Raw genomic sequence first — 17970 nt, 5'->3', positions numbered from 1 at the left:
AACACCAAAGGAGGCTACCGCATAACCTTCTGTAAAAGAAAGGGACAAGCTTAGTCTTTGGATGCAGGTAGCCGATCAATTTCATCGTCATTTTTAGATGCACTGCGTTTAGCTTTTTTCGCCGCAGCTTTAAGAGACTCCTGATGTTTTTTTCTTTCCAGAAACTCTTTTTGGCGCTGCTTCTTCTGTTGGTCTCTTGCTCTGGTACTCATAACCTGATTTATTTTTTACAGTATCTGATTTTCGAATCTTACTAAGCCCCAATTTCCATAATAATCTTATTGCATAGCTGAGCTTCCTTCAAATATTTACGCACAGCCGCTAAATCCATATGGATAGAGTCCGACAATTCATCCCTATGGGCTACCACAGCAGCACCCAGGTATACCTGAAACGATTACTATCAACCCATTTATTACAAGGGTATTTTCGGATAGTTTTGCACTTCTGTTTCCTTGCCGCTTTTTAAGATTTTCAGTCGGCTAGGCCTATTCTGCTGCGCTACTTCATGTGCCTTCTCCAAGGCCTGCTCTTCGCCTTCAAATGCCTGTACAAGCTCCCTGTCATGATCCAGCACGCACCACTGCTTTTTTTCCTGATTCCATTCCACCCGGTATGTTTTAAAATGCGCCTTGTTCCGAATCAGGTCAAGTATCACTTTACCGTCGCTCTCGTTGCCATCCGGGTAAGGCATGGGCAGCAGGGCAAAGAATACATAATAAAGCGAGAAGTACGTGAATTGGTAAGTGAGTATACCTGGCTCCAGTGTCTTGTTTTCGATGAGGTAAACTACCACGAGCGCTGCAAGTGTATTAAATAATGCTCCTCCCGAAAATATGAGGATGTTGGCAAACCGTTCGTTTCGCTTCAGGTTTTCAAAAGTGCAGAGACCATACCAAAAATAGTACTTACGAACTTCCACTATACCTATCCTAAAAAGCACTTTACCAGCGCCTATAGAAACTTTTATGTTCTTCCCTCCCATTAGCCAGGCGAAGAATACATGCCCAGCCTCGTGCACAAGAGAAATTATTGGTAACACAAGAAAGAAAGCCAGAAAAAACTTAGGGAGGTCATTAATTTCAAACATAGCTTCAAGTATACGTTTTACAGAAAGCTGGTTGCTGCCAGAAAAGCAAATAAGATTGCCATTACATGACCTCAGGTGTAACCAGGTTCCTTATACCTGACACAATCATGTCGATACCGATGGCACCCAGGAAAAAGCCATTGATACGCAGCAACAACTCCATGTTCTTGTCAAAAGCTACCTGCACTTTTTTGGAGTGCATACTCCGGCGTATATACTTCAGCCCCATGATAATGCCAAAGTTGATCAGCATGATACTGACTAGCGAAAGCACCCCTTGCCACAGCACCAGCTGCTCTGACATCAGTACGGTAAGCGATATGGTACCGGCGCCTACCATGAAGGGCAGAGCTATTTCTGAGGCCAGATCGTGAAGATCGCCTTTTATCTGGATGAAGGCTTTCTTGCCCTGCACGATAAACATATAGGCAAAGGAGAACAGCACAACGCCGCCGAATATCCGGAATGACTCAAAATTGATGCGGAACACTTTCTGAAACACCAGGTCACCCAACAGCAGAAAGACAAGGTAAATGCCAAAGGAAATACTGCTGGCTTTGATAAAGACAGATCGGAAATCTTCATCAGACAGGTCTTTCATGATGGGCTTTAAGTATAGGAAAAGCGCAAAAGGGTTAAGCATTACCAAAAAACTAACGATTGCTGTAATCATAAATATCAGGACTGGTTGAGGGTGCCTTTAACTACGCAGCACAGCACAGGTAGATATAAAAAAAGCATGTAAAGCTTTAACATAGCTTCACATGCTTTCATCGGGATCAGGTGAGTCATCAACCCACTTATAGTTGACAACCAATACCTAAGACCTGGTTGTTTGTTCAGAAAATATTATTCGGGAGAGAAGCCAGTATCTGTTAAATCGACTGATTTTCAAAAATGAATTCCATGGTATAGTTGTGGTACTCGGGCTGCGTGATACCAGCCACATACGGCAGGTTGTGCTCTTGTGTGTACTTCGCTTTGTAGGCTTCGTCTACCTGCAGGTTCAGGTTAGTGTCTCTTACCTGCTCTCCTCTTACGTTCAGCACATGTTGGCCGTATTGAATCTGTCCGACGCCTTCTTCCAAAAAAGCAGTGAACCAGCTTCTGTTACTTTTGATCCAGCTTCGGGCAAAGACCCTTCCTGCTACTTCGACCATCCATATGTTTAGAAAAGTCTCGCGTTCTACGCCGCCTTTAACCCCTACGAGTGTAGAGGAGGCCAGGTAGGCTATAAAATCAGTCGGGAAGGGTTGTTGCTTCATGATCTGTATCTGATGAAATTTAGCGTGCACTGGCTACCCGCGCCTGTTTCCTTGTATTTTTGGATTGGGCCGGGTACATAAAATTGCGCACATCCTTCATGTAGTTCAAGCTGCCATTGGTCAGGTTGCTGAGCACAATGATGGAACTGTGGTCTTTTGGGTTGCGCAGGAAATAAGTGTTGAAACCATGCCACAAGCCGCCATGGTAAATTACAGTGTCGCCACTCTCCACCTGCTTCAGACGAAAGCCGAAGCCGTAGGACTCTGCCCGCTTGTTGACCTTTCCGGTTGGCATAAAGGCCTCCTCCAGCGTTTCGCGCTTCACCAGTTTTTGGGTGTATAGCGCCTGGTCCCATTTGTAAAGGTCTTCTACGGTTGAGTACATTCCTTTATCACCCAAAACGGTGTCCTGGTAGTCGGGCAGGCGCTTGCGACGACCACCGATGTGCCCTGTTGCCACACGGCCGGTTTGGGTGACCAGTTCGTGGTTGAAGGTATAGGTGTCATGCATTTTAAGCGGCTCAAAAATATGCTCCCGCATGAACTCTGCAAAAGGCTGTCCGGAAGCCTTTTCTACCACGGAAGCCAGCAACGCATAGCCTGTGTTACTGTAGCTGAAGGTACGGTCAGGCTGGTAATAAATGTTGGGTTTGTGCACAGCCATCATGCTCAGCACATCATCATTGCTCAGGTCCACTTTACGGTCTGGCCAGAATTCTTCGCTGAAATAGGTATAGTTAGGCAAGCCGGAACGGTGCGTGAGTAGCTGACGCACTGTTATGCCTTTGTAAGGAAAATCGGGGATGTATACCTGCAGGCTGTCATCGTAATTAAGCTTACCCTGCTCTTTCAGCATCATTACGGCCATGGCCGTAAACTGCTTCGAAACGGAAGCTAGCTGAAAAACCGTCTGAGTGCTAAGGGTGTCTTTCGTCTTGAAATCAGCGTACCCGAAAGCGCCGCGGTAAATGATCTGGTCATACTTAGTCACGAGCACTGTCCCGTTAAAGCCCTTGCGCTTGTGCAAATGCGTGAAAAGGGAATCGACCTCTTTACCAAGTTTGGTCGCAGTGGTGGGAGTAAAGGTTTCAGGTACCTCTACGTGTAATTCACAGTCCTCCTCTACGATCAGCTCTTCGTTCTGAAAGCCGGAGCAGGCACTAAAAGATAGAAATAAAGCGCACGCCGCTACGCTCCGAATTAAAAGCGACTGAATGTTACTAAAAGCCATACCTGAAATATACCAACAAGGGAAATGAGCTTTAAATATAAAGGAAGTTTCTGATTAATCGGAAAGGAAATTCCATAAAACTTAAAAATCAGGCTATTAAAACCTCACTATTTAACGTACACAATTTGCTCTACTCCGCTAGTATTGAAAATGAATCCCATATGGCCTGACAGTTCTGTGAGTTGGCCTGTTCCCGCATAAGTTAAATGCTATTGCTTTTCATAATTGCACCGAAATTAAGCTTACTCCAGAGTTTTACATCTATTCTGCTACTTCATATCGATAGCTATCAGCTATTTACCTATCTGTATTCAACCTACAAACAGTGCAATACCCCCAATAAACTAACCCAAATAAATCACACTTACACTAAGTAATATGATACTTATACTCATTTTTTACCAAATATTAAGAAATATCAAAATTCATGTAAATAAAATTAATGCAATACCGTACAGGTAGTTATGGAATCCAAAAGACATCCATAATAGCATTGTTCTCAAGGTTTTTATACCCTGTAGCAGAATCGATATATAGGTTAAATAATATTTTTAGATTTTACACCTCAATCCAACTATGAAAAGAAATTTACTTCTCCAGTCAATCAGTTTCCACCTGCATTTCCCGAATCCAATTTAGGCAGCTGATTTCTAATTAGGCAAACCAAAACAAGGCACATACTTCCGCCATTTGAGCAGGACTTACCAAAGCCCTGCCTGGCACCGCCTTGCCTATACTTTATTATAAAAAAAGATTAACAATTACTTACACATTACTACTATGAAAAAAAATTACGCTTACTCAATTCTTACGAACCAAGTCTGCTACGGCTCCTCCCGGCTGTGGCAGCTATTTGCTTTTAGCCTCTTATGCTTGTTTCTGTATCCACTTACTAGTCTTCAGGCGAATTCAAAAAATAATGTTACCAAAGCAGAAGATGTTTTAACTGTATATATCGGCCTTGGAAGTGTGTTACAAATTGATTGCTATGGCACACCTATTCAAGCATACACGCATGTTTACCTGAATGGCGATGAGGTCACAGAGGGCGTCATTTATACATGGTCTGGCCCTAATGATTATTCTTCAGAAGAACGTGCGGCAACCGTTTCAGAGCCCGGTGATTATACAGTTGAGGTAACACACCTGGCTACTGGTTTAACGGCAACTGCGACTCATAGAATTTCGCAAAGACCCAGACCTGAGGGAAGTGCTGGACCTGATAAAGTGCTGACGCGTGACAACCCTACCGTTACGTTAGAGGGGTCGGTTGTAAATAACTCGGGGCAACCCATATGGCTAGCCAGCGACGGGGGCAATTTTGTTTCAGGTTACAGAACACTTAACCCGATTGTGGATGCCCCGGGCACCTATACCTTAAAGCTTCAGGATGGAAGAGGATGCTCGACAGAATACACGGTGAAAGTTACCCGTGAAGAAGAAAATACATTAGCTGCACGTATCGATTATGGCTCTGCAAAACAACTTGATTGTGATCGCAATGCTATTACATTAAATGCCTACGTTACACTGAATGGAGAGGAAATAACAGAAGGGATTATGTATAGTTGGACTGGCCCTAATAGCTACTATCCACAACTACAGGCAGTATCCGTTAATGAACCTGGGGAACATACGGTTGTGGCTACACACATTGCCACTGGAGCAACAGCAACCGCGACACTGACCGTTTCTCGAATGCCTTCTCCTGAAGGAAGTGCAGGCCCCGACAAAGTGCTGACGGCCGAAAACCCTACTGTTACACTCGAAGGGTCCTTAGTAGAAGGGTCAGTGGTAAGTGGTTTGTATGAAGTAAGATGGGATGCCATTGATGGAGGCGAAATTGTTTCGGGTCACTGGACATTCAACCCAGTCGTCGCTACTCCTGGTACTTATCGAATGTCAATTATGGACCGTATAAGCAAGTGCACATTCAGAGAAGATGTAATAGTTACCCGCGAGGGGGAAATTCCGCTTGTGGCTTTTATTACATCTTCAAATGGTTCTATGCTTGATTGTTCTCGTTCATACGCCATCAATATGACTGGCCACGTTCGATTAAATGACCAACCTGCATCAGGAAACTTATCGTACCAATGGGCCGGCCCTGATGGGTTTAGCTCAAACGATAAGGAGATTGCTGTTAAAGTGCCTGGTAATTATACTCTTACGGTAACAGACACCATCCGAAACCTTTCTACTACATCCGAGCCATTTAGAGTTGGCACCTATGATAATCCAAAGGGTAGTGCTGGTCCCGACAAAGTACTGACCAGCCAGAATAGCACTGTCACCCTGGAAGGTTCAGTTAGTAGTGGCTCCTCCCTACAATGGGTCGCAAGCGATGGTGGTAACATTGTCTCAGGCGAACGAACACTCAGACCAGTGGTGAATGCACCGGGAACTTACACATTGATAATCACTGATACTGGAGGATTATGCAAATTCGAAGATTCTGCAGTAGTTACCCGTGAGGAGGAAAATATATTAACTGCCGAAATTGGCTTTACAAATGTTCCAGAGCTTGATTGTGCTGGCTCTAATTCTGTAACAATGATTGGTTTCGCTTATCTCAATGAAGAACCCATACAAGAGGGAATTACCTACCAGTGGAGCGGACCAAATGGATACACTGCTGATAGCAAAACTGTTACAGTAACCGAACCAGGAGATTATACTTTAGTAGTAACTGAGACAATCGGAAATCTAACCGCAACGAGCAGTTATACTATTAACCCACCTGTATACCCTACGGGCAGCGCCGGACCTGACAAAAAACTGACTTGCCAAAATAGTACTGTTACACTCGAGGGGTCTGGTGATGGTGCTGTGATATGGTTGGCAAGCCACGGAGGCAACATCGTATCGGGCGAGCGTACGTTTAACCCGGTCGTGAACACCCCAGGCATTTACACCATGGTAGTTACCAATGTAAAAAGTGGCTGCAAAATTGAAAGTGAGGTAAAAGTTATCCGCGAAGAGGCACTTACAGTAAGCGCTATCGGCGGCCAGTTGGATTGCGCAACCGGCACCCTACAACTGACGGGCTCATCCTCCGCTGAAAACGCAAGATATACCTGGACCGGCCCGAATGGTTTTACATCTATGGAGCAAAACCCTATAGTGAAAGTAGCGGGGACCTATACCCTTAGCGTTTCCGACAAGGATAGTGACTGCTCCGGCTCTACCAGCGTTGTGGTGACCCCTGCCTCAACTGGTGTGGAAATCACGCAGCATACCATCGACTTTGATAGCCAGCCGAGGGGCCTGATTTCAAGCATTAACACCGAGGCCGGACCAGTGGCGATAACGGGCAGAAAACGTAACCCAGACGGCACATTTGCACCTGAGAACTACGCTGCCATTTTTGACTCCCAAGACCCGACCGGCGACGACACCAACCTCTACACCGTAGACTGGGGACAAGTGCTGATCATTAATCAATACCAGAATGATTACCCTGATGCGACCCAGTGGGGCGGCGAAATCATACTTGACTTCTCAGCCGTGGGGCCTGTAACTATGGAATCCTTTAGAGTAGTGGGCGTGGATAATTTTGAGGATATGTCATGGGTATACCTCTATGACGCGGATGGCAAGGAACTGAACAAGGTATACCTGAAGCCGCTTGGTATGAACAGCAAGCAACTTGTCAACCTGGGGAATACCAGAGGTGTTATGAAAATGAAAGTGGTGCTGGATGGCAGAGACGGGTCAGGTGATTTTGCTGGATCGGCAGCTATCGACAACATCAAGTTCCACAGGGAGACAGCTACCAACACTCCTTGTAATACAGAAGTCACGAACATTACACATGCCAAGGCCTACCCTACTTCTTTCAGTGAGCGGTCTAAAATTGAGTTCATCATGCGTGAAACTGATAACTACACTATCAGCCTTTATGACACGCAGGGCATGCTGATTAAGCAGCTACAAACAGGTACCGCCAGAGCAGGTGAGTTAACCACAGTAGAAGTGCTTGGCCACGAACTGAAAGAAGGTATGTACTTAGCCAGACTTGTGAGTGAGAAAGGCTCGCATACATTTAAGCTGGTGTTGAAGCGATAAGTCGTAACTCTGTCACATTTCTTTTAAAAAGCCCCGTCTCCGCTGGAGTCGGGGCTTTTTAATAAAATAGCTTGAGTCAACTTCTTCTTATATCATTAGTATATAAAAGAAGAGGTTTGATGAGACGGTTAGAGGTGTGATGGGATCTCCGATTAATATTATCATTTTCATAATACTGCTGTTAGCTCCCCTACAGGAAGACGCTTATAAAGCGCAGCGAGAGCGAATGGTCGAGCAGCAGATCAAACGACGCGGAATAAGTGACAAAGCCGTGCTGAATGCTATGCGCTCCGTGCAACGGCACCTCTTTGTACCTCCTTCCATCGCTGCCGAAGCCTACTCTGACGGCGCATTGCCCATAGGGCTCAAGCAAACTATTTCGCAGCCTTACATGGTGGCTTACATGACACAGGTGATCAGACCTAAACCAGATATGAAAGTGCTGGAAATCGGCACCGGCTCTGGCTATCAGGCTGCTGTGCTGGCTGAAATCGTCAAGCGGGTATACACCATTGAAATTGTACCGGAGCATGGGCGGGCGGCGACTGCACGACTAAAACAACTGGGTTATGGTAACGTGGAGGTCAAAATAGGCGATGGTTATGCTGGCTGGACGGAGCATGCGCCTTTCGACGCTATTGTCGTGACGGCCGGTGCCGAGTCTGTTCCCCCTCCCCTGTTTGAGCAACTCAAAGAAGGCGGCCGCATGGTTATACCTGTCGGTCCTGTGTATAGTACCCAAACCCTCAAGCTGATCGAAAAGAAAAAGGGCAAAGCTGTGACCCGCAACCTGATGCCTGTCGTATTTGTGCCTTTCACAAGAGATGGACAGCGGTAATCACCTTTCATCCCGAATTATTGAGAAAGAGATGAGGCAGCGGCATCTGAAAAAATATACCCATACCTGCAGAATTGCGTAAGCGCTATATATCAACAAGTAAGCATAGCTATAATTTCATACTTGCCTTGCTAATCATAACCCTTTATCCATACAAAGCTTACACATGCAGAAAATTCTACTCTCCTTCCTGACCATCCTTTTAACGGTAACTACAGCTTCGGCACAGGTAGAACCTGACACCACCTGGCGCAGAACTTTTTCGGCGGGCATCAACCTGAACCAGGCCGCCTTCAGCGACAACTGGAAAGCGGGTGGCATAAGCTCAATTGCTTTCAATTCGCACCTGGATGCACGCGCCGATTATAAGCTGGGTAAAACCTCCTGGGACAACGCCGTGCAAATGCAGTACGGTTTGCTTAAAAACAAGGGTGAGGAACAGCGCAAGAGTATCGACCGCATCTTCCTGGACTCCAAGTATGGCTATGCTATTTCTTCGGACTGGAACACTTTTGTGTCGGCTAACTTCCTGTCGCAATTCACCAGGGGCTATGAATATGACGTAGATGCCGACGGCAACGACCGGCTGATTTCAAACTTCCTGTCGCCGGGCTTCCTGACGTTTGCGCTGGGGGCTGAATATAAACCGAACCCTTATTTTTCACTTCGCCTGAGCCCCTTTGCACCCCGCTTTACTTTTCTGGCAGATGATGCCGTGGCAGCTAATGAGCGATACGGCGTGCCGGAGGGCAAAAGTGTACGCACGGAGTGGTTGGCGGCCATGGTGCAGGCCACTTATAACCGCGACATCTTCACCAATGTCAACCTCCGGCTGAATTACATGTCCTACATCAATTACAAGGAGCTGTCCGGGAAGCGCATTGACCACATGCTCAACTCCACACTCACGGCTAAGGTAAACCGCTACATCAACGTCAACCTGATGGCCAACTTCATCTACGACTACGACCAAGACAGCGACGTGCAGTATAACCAGTCACTCGGTTTGGGTATACTCTATACCATGCAGGGTTTTACTGTGCGCTAGTATGTTCAGCGTTACTAACGATGCAGCTTGTTGGGGATTTCACTACAGGGGCCTTCGTAGCGTACAAAAATGTGAATGTAGAGTGAGCGAGACCATCTGAAGATCACCGGCAACAAGCCAACCACCACAGCTGCCACCACCCCGATCATCATGGCCATCGTGATCTCCTCTACGAATTGGGAAAGGATGAAGAGACACACAATGAAGATGGCCACATTGAATGCGAAACTCACATACATAGCGCCATAATAAAAGCCGGGCTCCGGCTCAAACTCCTGCCCACAGCAGGGACAGTTGGTGTGCATATCAGAAAACCTGGTGGTATAGAGTCCACTCTTGAACATTTTGCCTTCACGGCAACGCGGGCATCTGTTGAAAATGATACTGTATAATACGGAGTTTCTGTTGCTCATGCTGTGTCTTTCTCTGATGTTAGGACATACTTCTCAAAGGTACGTTTTTTAAGAAATAAGGCACAGCAGCGACCGAAATTACAGTTCTAAAATTCTACAATAAACCCTAACGTAGGCACCAGATTGCCATCATTGTTTTTGAGGATGACAGGTATGGCATTGCTTCCATCGTTGCGCAGCGGATTGCCATCGGTGGTCGCGAAGCCAGTGTTGTCCTCGTTGCGCTGGAAGGTATAGCGGTCGAAGCCGGGTGTGTTGCTGGCCAGCACATTGGCAATGTCCAGAAACAGGTCAAGTGTGATGCGGTTGAAATTCCACTTTTTGTCGATGCGCACATCCAGCTGGCTGAGCGGCCGCAGACGCTCTGAGTTGAGTCGGGTATAGTCGAGTATACCTACTCCCAGCGAGGCATAGTTGCGCTGCGAGGCCTCCAGATCGAAAGGCGTAGCAGGTGCACCGCCTGCGAAACGGTACTTGGCTCCAAACTCCCAGTTGCGTGGCAGCTTCTTGCCAAGCAAGCCGGAGGCGAGGTGGCGGTAGTCCCATGCACTAGCCACGTAGCGACCATCGGTACCGGCAAACTCGCTGATCACATAGGTATAGGACAGCACACCGAACACCGTCCCCGTCAGCTTTTTCTGTACATAAAACTCCGCTCCGTAAGCCCTCCCCTTCCCGGTGGTGCTTACGGCTTCATTGCCAATCGAACCGAAATCACCTCCCTGGTTGGCCAGCGAAATACCATCGCGCAGCGACACAGGGTAGTTGTCATAGTCTTTATAGAAGCCCTCCACTGTGAAGCGCAGATCCTCGCGTGGCAGAAACTCCGTGCCCAGCACATAGTGGATGGACCGGATGTAATCAGCTGAGCGGTTCAGGAAGCGGTTATTCTCCTGATAACCTAGTACAGTATAGGTTGGTAGTTTATAATAAGTGCCCCAAGAGCCGTTGATCGTCCATTTATCTGTAAGCAGGTATGAGGCTGACAGGCGCGGCGAGAGCGTTTTCAGCGGATTGCGGCCTTCGTCTGTGAAGGTGTTCATGTCGGTGCGCAGGCCAAAAGACAGCCCGAGCCGGTTGTTTAGCACCGTACGTGACACCTGACCGAAAGCCCCATACCTGAAGAAGTCGAGGTTTGTGTCGTAGTCCACCGTTACGGCAGGCTGCACCAGGTTTCCGTTTTCATCTCGCACCTCGTTGCGGATCAGGCTGAAGATGTCGTTGGTGAACTGTACATACTGCCCCGACACTCCATAAGCATACTTGAAACCGTTCTGGTACTTATTCACGTCCAGGCGCAGCTTATTCTCGGTTTCACGTGAAGTTGATTTGAGGGTGAGCTGGGAATTACTTCCCTCCTGCGCCGCCTCCGTCTTTTCCAGATCAATGTTAAAGGCGTTTCGGCTTAAAGCCAGGTTCACGTAGCCATCTTTTACGAGCCTTTTCATGGCCACGCCAGTCGTGTAGTTCCATTGGTTGTTGGAAGGTATAGAGCGCAGAATGTACTCACTTTCAGGCGTACTGTTGCGCGGCACCCCAAAGGCAAACTCATCAATGGCCCCCACCCCGATGAACGAAAGCGATGTTTTGCTGTCGATCTTGTGGTCAACCTTATACTGGAAGTCCCAGTAATTAGGCCGGATAGGCAGATCGAGCAACTTGAACAGGAACTGCAAATAGCTGCGCCGCGCCGATACGAGGTAGGTTGTTTTCGAAGAAAGCGGTCCCTCTAGTGTTGTCGCAAACTCCGAGCCGCTCAGGCGCACGTTGCCCGAGAAACGCTCCGGGTTGCCATAGCGCTGCCGGAACTCAAAAACCGAAGCCAGGGCATTGTCGTACCGGGCGTCGAAGGCGGAAGAGCTCACCTTCAGGTCCTCGATAAAGGATACGTTCAGGATACCGGTTGCCCCGCCTGCACTGCCCTGCGTGGTAAAGTGATTGATCAACGGAATCTCGATGCCATCAAGGTAGTACACGTTTTCGCTCGGTGCACCACCCCGTATAATCAGGTCGTTGCGGCCGCCTCCGCCGCCTCCGTTGGTGGCTACGCCCGGTAGCACTTGTACCACTTTGGAGATGTCGAAATTACCGCCTGGGTTGCTGCGAATCTCCTCTGTGCTCAAGCTCTGAACCGATAGCGGCGTCACGATATCGGCTATGGCCGCGCTTTGCCGGCGGCGGGCCACCACTTCTACCTCCCCTAGCTGACTGGTAGCCGGCACCAACTCAAAGTTGATGATCTGGGCATTGCCTGAGGTTACGTTCACGTTGAATTTACTCAGTGGCTGGTAACCAATGTATGAGCTCTGTAGGGTATAGCTGCCGAGCGGAATGTTGTCGATCCGGTAGGAGCCGCTTTCGTTGGTGACCGTACCCAGCTGCGTGCCTACCACCTGCACCGATACTCCGATCAGGGCCTCCCTGGTGTTGGCGTCGCGCACAGTACCCGTAATCACACCAGACTGTGCAAAGCTAAGTGTTGGCAAAAGCAGTAAGAAAAAGAAGAATAAGCGCATGGTTGAAAGGCTAAATCATATCGCAGGTATTACACACTTCCAGCCGAAATGTTTTGAAAACACTATATATTTTTAGTGATTACATTTCCAGAGAGTTACCTCAGGATTTAATCCTTTGATGTTTAAACACTTAGAGACATCCCTTCCTAATATTGATTATAGCTCGCTCACTAATTCCCGCAGCCTGTCGGCATTGAGCACGGCATTGCCTACGATGGTGTTATTAAAGAATACCCATACCTCTTTGCCATCTTCCAGCCAATCTTTCACCATGTAGGCATAACGCTCCAGCTTTTCGTCGGAGTAGGACGAGGAGTACATTTTCTCGTCGCCGTGGAGCCGCAGGTAGGCTATATCAGTGGTCGTAACTTCAGTGCCCGGAAAGCGCTTGCCCGCATTGGCGTTGACGGTGGTGATATTGTGTTCGCGCATCAAGTCAAAAGACTCCTCTGTGAACCACGAGATGTGCCGGGCCTCCAGCGCAAAAGGCTGCCCTGGGTATAGCTCCCGCAAGGTATGGTAAAAATCACCGGCTATACCTTTGTCGAATCGGAAACTGCCAGCGATCTGCACCAGCACCGGTCCCAGCCGCTCTCCCATTAGCTGGTAGCGCGACATGAATTTCTGCAGCGGTTCTTCGATGTCCTGAAACTTGCGCTTGTGCGTAATCTCCTGGTGCAGCTTAGGTGCAAACTTAAAATGCGCCGGTGTCTGCGCCAGCCACTTCTCAATGGTTTTGGCCATAGTGAAGTGGTAGAAGCTGCTGTTGATCTCCGTACAGTTAAAGCGGGTAGCGTAGTGGCTTAGGAAGTCCGCCGACTTAAGCTCGGGCGGATACAGCACTTCCCGCCAGCGGTAGCTCCAGCCGGAAGTGCCGATGTATAGCCTATTTGAATCTGTGTCCGTCATAAGCCCTTACGCACCCAGCGGGAAGTTGAACACAAAGGCCGTACCGTCAGGCGTAATGCCGTCCAGCCGCACCATACCGCTGCGCGATGCTGCCAGTGATTTACTGATGTCAGCAAGACTGTTCACAGGGCGGCCATTCACGCGGGCGATCACGGTGCCCTCCGGTATACCTGCTGAGTCGAAGAAACCACCTGGCTGAATCTTGGTGACGTACACGCCCTCGCTCAAACCGTAGCGCTGCTTCATGCGGTCGTTGATCGGCGCAAAAGTAGCACCTAACCTTGCCTCTAAGCCTTTGGCAGCGCCCTCGGTAACCGTTTCCTCTTCTTCGCCCTGCAATGTGACCGTGGCTTTCCGCTGTTTGCCATCCCGCAAGATCGCCAGCTCTACCTTGTCGCCAGGGTAGTAGCGGGCAATGCGTTCTGAAAGCTCTGCTGATGTGTTCACTTCAATGCCGTCTATACCTTGTATAATGTCGCCTTCTTTCAAACCTGCTTTTTCGGCGCCGCTACCTGGCTGCACACCCATGATGTACACGCCACTCACTTCGCCCGGATCGATGCCCCGTGCCCGCAGCATCTGGTCCTCTACAGCCGGAACCGGGAAGTTCACACCCAAAAAGCCCCGCCGTACCTGCCCGTACTTCCGTATGTCGCCCACAACTTTCTGCATCAGGTTGACAGGTATAGCAAAGCCATAACCAGCATAGCTACCCGTTTGCGAGGCAATGGCTGTATTGATGCCGATCAGCTGCCCGGAAGTGTTCACCAGTGCACCCCCGCTGTTGCCGGGGTTAATGGCCGCGTCAGTTTGAATGAAAGACTCGATGGCGGTATTGGCTACCTGTGCTGGGTCCACGTAACCGCCCTGCCCTGGCCGGTTCAGGATGCCAATGCTACGGCCCTTGGCGCTGACGATACCGGCTGTTACGGTTGAGTTCAGCGAAAGCGGATAACCTACGGCCAGCACCCATTCTCCTACCTGCACTTTATCTGAATCACCTAGCGGCACCACCGGCAAATCACTTGCCTCCACTTTAAGCAAGGCCAGGTCCGTGCTTGGGTCAGTTCCGATCAGTTTGGCCTCGAAGGTACGGCGGTCAGGCAGTACTACTTCTATACCTGAGGCCCGGTCGATCACGTGGTTATTGGTTACGATATAGCCATCGCCTGATATGAGCACTCCTGAGCCCGAGCCACGTGCCGGGGTGGATTGCTGTGGCACACCGAACAATTCGTAGATCGGGTTGCGACTGGTTTGATTTACATTATAGAGCGTTTTGATGTGCACGACGGCTGGTGTCACATTGGCTGCGGCCGGCACAAAATCCGGGTTGCCAACCGACGAGACCACCGGTGTGGCATCAGTGTTATCGTTGTTGAAGTTGCCGTTTTGTTGCGAATTGCCTTCGAAGAGTTTGTACCCCACAATGGCAAGCACGGCAGAAAGGATGGCAATCAAAAAAGTGCCGACAGCTTTTCCCATAAATATTGATGTTTTACCACTTGCTTTACCGATTATCACACGACCGGGTTGGCTGACAGGCAGATTAGAGTTCATAACAGCTGTTTTTGAGAATGAAGTGAACGTTTTCTTCAAAGGCTATACCTGATTTGTCCCAACCAGTAAACCTTCCTATATACTACTTACTCTTTAAAAAAGCGCATGGTTTACAACTTAGATCCTGTTACACTCCGTAAACAGTGGGTCAGAGACGATGAAGCCTACACCTAGCAATAAAACTATGCCTAACCTGAACGAAGACTATCCTGCGGCAGACGCGACGCTCGCTTCAACCCAAACAGAAGTTTCAGCCGAAGAAAAACCCAAAGCAGAGCCCAGACCCGCCCTGAGCATGTTTGATGCCATCGCCGTGATTGTGGGCGTGGTGGTGGGCGCCGGCATATTTCGAACACCCTCGCTGGTGGCTGCCAATGTGGAGAGCGGCACCATGTTTCTCACCACCTGGGTATTGGGTGGGCTGGTTTCGTTGATCGGGGCACTCTGCTACGCTGAACTGACTACCACTTTCCCACATGCCGGGGGCGACTATCACTTCCTGACAAGGGCCTTCGGCAAACGGCTGGCTTTTCTTTTTGCATGGGCACGTATGAGCGTCATCCAGACTGGGTCTATTGCGTTACTTTCTTTTATCATCGGCGATTACATGGCCCAGATTTACAGTATCGGAGAGCTCTCCTCGGTCATCTATGCGGGATTGGTCGTGGTCTTGCTCACTACGATCAACATTGTGGGGGTTAGCTTTGGCACAGGCGTGCAGCGCTTTCTGATCATACTGGAGGTACTGGGTATCCTGATCGTGCTGGGAGCGGCCTTCCTGTTCACGCCTGATGAAGCAGTAGCGGCAGGGAATGCAGGTACAGGCAACGGCACTTCCATGGGCCTGGCCATGGTGTTTGTGCTGCTCACCTTCGGTGGCTGGAATGAAGCAGCCTATATTTCTGCAGAACTCAAGAGCGGACGCCGGGGTATGGCAACCGCCCTGATTGCCAGTATTGCCGTTATTACACTGATCTACCTGCTCATCAACCTGGCCTACCTGCATGTGCTGGGGCTGGAGGGGATGGCCGCATCTGACGCCATAGCAGCTGACCTTGTACGGGTTACGCTAGGTGACACGGGCATGGTGCTCATCGGTATCATTGTGACACTGGCTGCCCTCACCTCTGCCAATGCCACTATCCTGACTGGCGCCCGTACCAATTATGCACTAGGCCGCGACTTCCCGGTATTCAGTTACTTAGGAAAATGGAACACCAAAGCATCCTCTCCGGTAAATGCCTATGTAGTGCAGGGCGTGGTGTCGCTGGCTCTGGTTGGACTGGCACTCTTCACCCGCAACGGATTTGAGACGATGGTGGAGTACACGGCGCCGGTTTTCTGGTTCTTTCTGCTGCTGGTAGGTATCGCCTTGTTTGTGTTGCGCCGCAAAGAGCCAGAGCGTCCCAGGCCTTTCAAAGTACCGCTATACCCTGTACTGCCCCTTATCTTCTGCCTGACGAGTGGCTACCTGTTCTATTCCAGCCTAATGTACACGGGGTTGGGAGCTCTGGTAGGTATAGGCGTGCTGGTGGTGGGGGTGCTAGTGTTGCTGGCTATACCTCGCATCCAGAAACAGAAAGAACAGGCAGCGTGACAGCGCAGTCGCTTAAAGAAGTCCTACTAAAATATTCATAAAATGCCACAATTAAGAACTACTAATCCCGGCTGCACGTAAATACACCCTGTGCGCGTTTCTCTTCTCCGGATAAGACGCCATCACAAAACCGCTCACCTTATACCTGATATTTTCTTAAATGGATTACTAACTTAATGAAAACAAGATGAGAGCAATCAGAAATTCGCTTTGCACACTTGTGCTGACACTATTCGCTTCTGCGGCATTTGCCCAAACCACTGCTACACCTAAGCTTGACGTCCCCTATGTTCCAACTCCTCAGAAAGTGGTGGATGCCATGCTGAAACTGGCAAATGTGTCAGACGGTGATGTCGTGTATGACCTGGGCTGCGGCGATGGCCGTATCGTAATCACGGCTGCAAAGGAGCACGGTGCCACAGGTACTGGCTTTGACATCAACCCCGAGCGTATCAAAGAAGCCAACCAGAATGCCCGTGAGGCCGGCGTGACCAATAAGGTGAAATTTGTGGAGCAGGATCTGTTCAAAGTGGACTACCGACCAGCTTCTGTAGTGACGCTATACCTGTTGCCTAACGTGAACATGAAACTTCGTCCGGTGCTGCTCGAGCAGCTGAAGCCTGGCACCCGCATTGTGTCGCATGCCTTCGACATGGGTGACTGGGAGCCGGAAGAGACCCAGGTGATAGACGGATCTACCATTTATTTGTGGACTGTTCCTGAGAACAAGAAAATCGGCAAAAGTCGCTAATAACCACCGAAACTACTAAAAAGCCCCGTGCACTTTGTGTGTGCGGGGCTTTCTTATGTATGCTGTCTGCACATCTAAAATAGGGTTTCCGCATCTGAATTGATAATATAATCCCTATATTTACAGCTGACACTAACCACAATCTCTGAAATGTATACAGGATTACAACATCTACACTCATTCATGGCCTATCTGGTAATTCTAGGCCTTCTTGTAAGCATCATATTTGCCTTCATGGGCATGTCTGGCAATAAGCCTTTTACAGACAAAGACAGAAAAATGGGCTTGTTGGGCCTTATACCTGCACACTTGCAGTGGGTGATCGGTGTGATTCTCTACTTTATATCCCCACTTGGAATTGAACTTGCAAACGAAGGCTTCATGAAGGATTCTACTTCAAGACTTTACGTGCTGGAGCACCCGCTGACCATGATCATCGCTGTTGTATTGATCACCGTAGGTTATGCCCGTGCCAAGCGTCTGCAGGACAACAAGAAGCGTTTCAGCAGCATTGCTATTTTTTACACCATCGCTTTGATCCTGGTATTGGCTCGCATTCCGTGGGGTGCATGGCCTGGCAACTAAGCCACCAACAGGTATAGCGCCCCAACAGGGCAGAGCCTCCCCTTTCAGGTATAGCCCTGAAGCGGGAGGCATTTTTTATAGAGAGCATCTTAAAACGGT

Annotated in this window: 15 protein-coding genes; 6 read left to right on the top strand and 9 right to left on the bottom strand. The window is 48.9% G+C overall.

Annotated features, from left to right (window positions below; all coding sequences use genetic code 11):
• Positions 1–50: 50 nt before the first annotated feature.
• The 5 genes from Q1A54_RS17020 to Q1A54_RS17000 form a co-directional block, all read right to left on the bottom strand.
• Positions 51–212, bottom strand: a complete 162-nt coding sequence (locus Q1A54_RS17020) for a hypothetical protein (RefSeq protein ID WP_299990557.1) — start codon at positions 210–212, stop codon at positions 51–53.
• Between the two features lie 203 nt (positions 213–415).
• Positions 416–1090, bottom strand: coding sequence for a site-2 protease family protein (locus tag Q1A54_RS17015; protein ID WP_299990555.1), 675 nt, complete (start codon positions 1088–1090; stop codon positions 416–418).
• 61 nt (positions 1091–1151) lie between these two features.
• The gene (locus Q1A54_RS17010; protein ID WP_196119753.1) at positions 1152–1763 is read right to left on the bottom strand and encodes a MarC family protein; all 612 of its coding nucleotides are present in this window, start codon (positions 1761–1763) and stop codon (positions 1152–1154) included.
• Positions 1764–1965: 202 nt separating this feature from the next.
• Positions 1966–2355, bottom strand: coding sequence for a DUF2255 family protein (locus Q1A54_RS17005; protein ID WP_299990553.1), 390 nt, complete (start codon positions 2353–2355; stop codon positions 1966–1968).
• A 19-nt stretch (positions 2356–2374) separates the two neighbouring features.
• Positions 2375–3586, bottom strand: a complete 1212-nt coding sequence (locus Q1A54_RS17000) for a serine hydrolase domain-containing protein (protein ID WP_299990551.1) — start codon at positions 3584–3586, stop codon at positions 2375–2377.
• A 1227-nt stretch (positions 3587–4813) separates the two neighbouring features.
• On the opposite strand from Q1A54_RS17000, the gene Q1A54_RS16995 reads away from it, so the two are divergent.
• From Q1A54_RS16995 to Q1A54_RS16985, 3 genes are all read left to right on the top strand, one after another.
• Positions 4814–7654, top strand: a complete 2841-nt coding sequence (locus Q1A54_RS16995) for a T9SS type A sorting domain-containing protein (RefSeq protein WP_299990549.1) — start codon at positions 4814–4816, stop codon at positions 7652–7654.
• A gap of 139 nt (positions 7655–7793) precedes the next feature.
• On the top strand, positions 7794–8492 hold the full coding sequence (locus tag Q1A54_RS16990) for a protein-L-isoaspartate(D-aspartate) O-methyltransferase (RefSeq protein WP_299990547.1): 699 nt from the start codon (positions 7794–7796) through the stop codon (positions 8490–8492).
• A gap of 166 nt (positions 8493–8658) precedes the next feature.
• A complete protein-coding gene (locus Q1A54_RS16985) occupies positions 8659–9540 on the top strand; it encodes a DUF3078 domain-containing protein (RefSeq protein WP_299990545.1) in 882 nt (293 codons plus the stop codon).
• A 14-nt stretch (positions 9541–9554) separates the two neighbouring features.
• Here the strand turns inward: Q1A54_RS16985 and Q1A54_RS16980 are convergent, their stop codons facing one another.
• From Q1A54_RS16980 to Q1A54_RS16965, 4 genes are all read right to left on the bottom strand, one after another.
• On the bottom strand, positions 9555–9953 hold the full coding sequence (locus tag Q1A54_RS16980; RefSeq protein WP_196119761.1) for a DUF983 domain-containing protein: 399 nt from the start codon (positions 9951–9953) through the stop codon (positions 9555–9557).
• Between the two features lie 86 nt (positions 9954–10039).
• On the bottom strand, positions 10040–12469 hold the full coding sequence (locus tag Q1A54_RS16975) for a TonB-dependent receptor (protein ID WP_299990543.1): 2430 nt from the start codon (positions 12467–12469) through the stop codon (positions 10040–10042).
• Positions 12470–12625: 156 nt separating this feature from the next.
• Positions 12626–13378, bottom strand: coding sequence for a DUF72 domain-containing protein (locus Q1A54_RS16970; RefSeq protein ID WP_299990541.1), 753 nt, complete (start codon positions 13376–13378; stop codon positions 12626–12628).
• A 6-nt stretch (positions 13379–13384) separates the two neighbouring features.
• Positions 13385–14863 carry a Do family serine endopeptidase gene (locus Q1A54_RS16965; RefSeq protein WP_299990539.1) on the bottom strand — a complete coding sequence of 493 codons (1479 nt, stop codon included), beginning with the start codon at positions 14861–14863 and terminating at the stop codon, positions 13385–13387.
• A 259-nt stretch (positions 14864–15122) separates the two neighbouring features.
• On the opposite strand from Q1A54_RS16965, the gene Q1A54_RS16960 reads away from it, so the two are divergent.
• The 3 genes from Q1A54_RS16960 (at position 15123) to Q1A54_RS16950 (ending at position 17871) form a co-directional block, all read left to right on the top strand.
• Positions 15123–16535, top strand: coding sequence for an amino acid permease (locus Q1A54_RS16960; RefSeq protein WP_196119769.1), 1413 nt, complete (start codon positions 15123–15125; stop codon positions 16533–16535).
• 187 nt (positions 16536–16722) lie between these two features.
• Positions 16723–17286 (top strand): methyltransferase domain-containing protein, encoded by a 564-nt coding sequence (locus Q1A54_RS16955; protein WP_196119771.1) that lies wholly within the window; start codon positions 16723–16725, stop codon positions 17284–17286.
• A gap of 183 nt (positions 17287–17469) precedes the next feature.
• Positions 17470–17871: a hypothetical protein gene (locus tag Q1A54_RS16950; protein WP_196119773.1), complete on the top strand. Its 402-nt coding sequence runs from the start codon at positions 17470–17472 to the stop codon at positions 17869–17871.
• Positions 17872–17970 lie beyond the last annotated feature (99 nt).

This window comes from uncultured Pontibacter sp. (assembly GCF_947502515.1).
Taxonomy (GTDB): Bacteria; Bacteroidota; Bacteroidia; order Cytophagales; family Hymenobacteraceae; genus Pontibacter.
Note: the sequence above shows the minus strand (reverse complement) of the source record. Positions and strands in the feature narration are given on the sequence as shown.